Below are 1,311 nucleotides of genomic sequence, written 5' to 3'. Positions count from 1 at the left end.
CTATTAAGTTGCTCATACGTTTGGAATGGTGCCGGTTGTCTGCGAAAGTGTTGTCTTTCGGCGGGATGACAATCTCTGCATTAGGTGAGTGTGAGTCAAGTGCTTGATAAACCGCATTGGTATCGTACATTTTGTCGACGGTTACATGCCCGATATCCGTTGTTATTTGCTCACATAGGTCACCGACAACCTGGTCGTCCATCCAGGGCAAGAGCGTGAATGTTTTTTAAGCATTTATGACCTTATCCAAATATGCAGAATCCATTGATGCTCTTCGTCTTTTACGACGAAGACTTAACTTACTCGTTTCTTTTTTTAGAATATTGACCGTAGCCTGCCTTAATCTTGCGAGGTTTTCCGCCCCATCTCCTCGAGATATTTGGCAAGCATCCTCATTCAGAGTCACATCTAGCACCCAATGAAGCTGGTTTTCAACAGCCCAATGACCACGAGCTGCGTAGGCTAATTCTTCAGCCGATAGTATGGCAGAGCTTATGTAGTAACGTGTATGAAGCGTTCCTTTGCCTTTGTGTACTCGATAGCTAGTGACTTTGCCAAAGGTTTGTATTGTCGGCCATTTGGCGTCAACCCGCTCCTTGGGCGCCTCTATTGCTTGGTATTCCCTATATTCCTTTCGCTCACGATTTGCCTCAATTTTAGTGACGTTTTCTGCATCATAGGGCTGAGCTGCAAAGGTTTCTTTTACAAGTTGATGTAAAGTACTTTGGTTACCTTTGACCGCTAACAGGAAATCTGCGCCTTTGTCTATGATGGTATGAGCAATATCAACTTGTGTGCCCATAGCATCAATGGTTACTAATGCCCCTTGAATATCCAATAGGGCTAATAACTCAGGAATAGCGGTAATTTCATTGGATTTAGCATCGGTTTTAAGTTGTCCCACAACAACACCATTAGCAATAGAGAAAGCGTTCACCATATGAATAGCGGATTGACGATCGTCTCTGGTATAGGAACCACGCAAAGTTTTACCATCAATGGCAATAACTTGACCTTGTGTGAGTTGTTGGGTTTCCTGCATCCACGATATAAAAGCTTGTTGCAACGCTTCTGGGTCAACCTTGCAGATTATTCGAGCGATGGTGTCATGAACAGGAATACCACTACTGAAATCTCCATATTTCTTAAGTAGTTCTAGATGACAATGACCAAAGTCTTCAATATCTTCCCAGCCCTCGCTACCTCCGATGACAGCTACGACGTAAGCGATCAATATAAGACGGATTCCTTGAGGGGCAACGTTTAGATAATCTCAGAACAAATCCCATTCTGAGAACATCCTATGACTAC

General features: G+C 43.5%; 1 protein-coding gene and 1 pseudogene. Both read right to left on the bottom strand.

Annotation, left to right across the window (positions count from 1 at the left end; all coding sequences use genetic code 11):
- Window positions 1-202: pseudogene (locus tag L2748_RS23925) on the bottom strand (hypothetical protein); the annotation flags it as partial.
- Between the two features lie 24 nt (window positions 203-226).
- A complete protein-coding gene (locus L2748_RS23920; RefSeq protein WP_248957822.1) occupies window positions 227-1,234 on the bottom strand; it encodes an ISAs1 family transposase in 1,008 nt (335 codons plus the stop codon).
- Window positions 1,235-1,311: the final 77 nt, after the last annotated feature.

Source organism: Shewanella sairae (assembly GCF_023283535.1).
GTDB classification, from domain to species: Bacteria; Pseudomonadota; Gammaproteobacteria; order Enterobacterales; family Shewanellaceae; genus Shewanella; species Shewanella sairae.
Note: the sequence above shows the minus strand (reverse complement) of the source record. Positions and strands in the feature narration are given on the sequence as shown.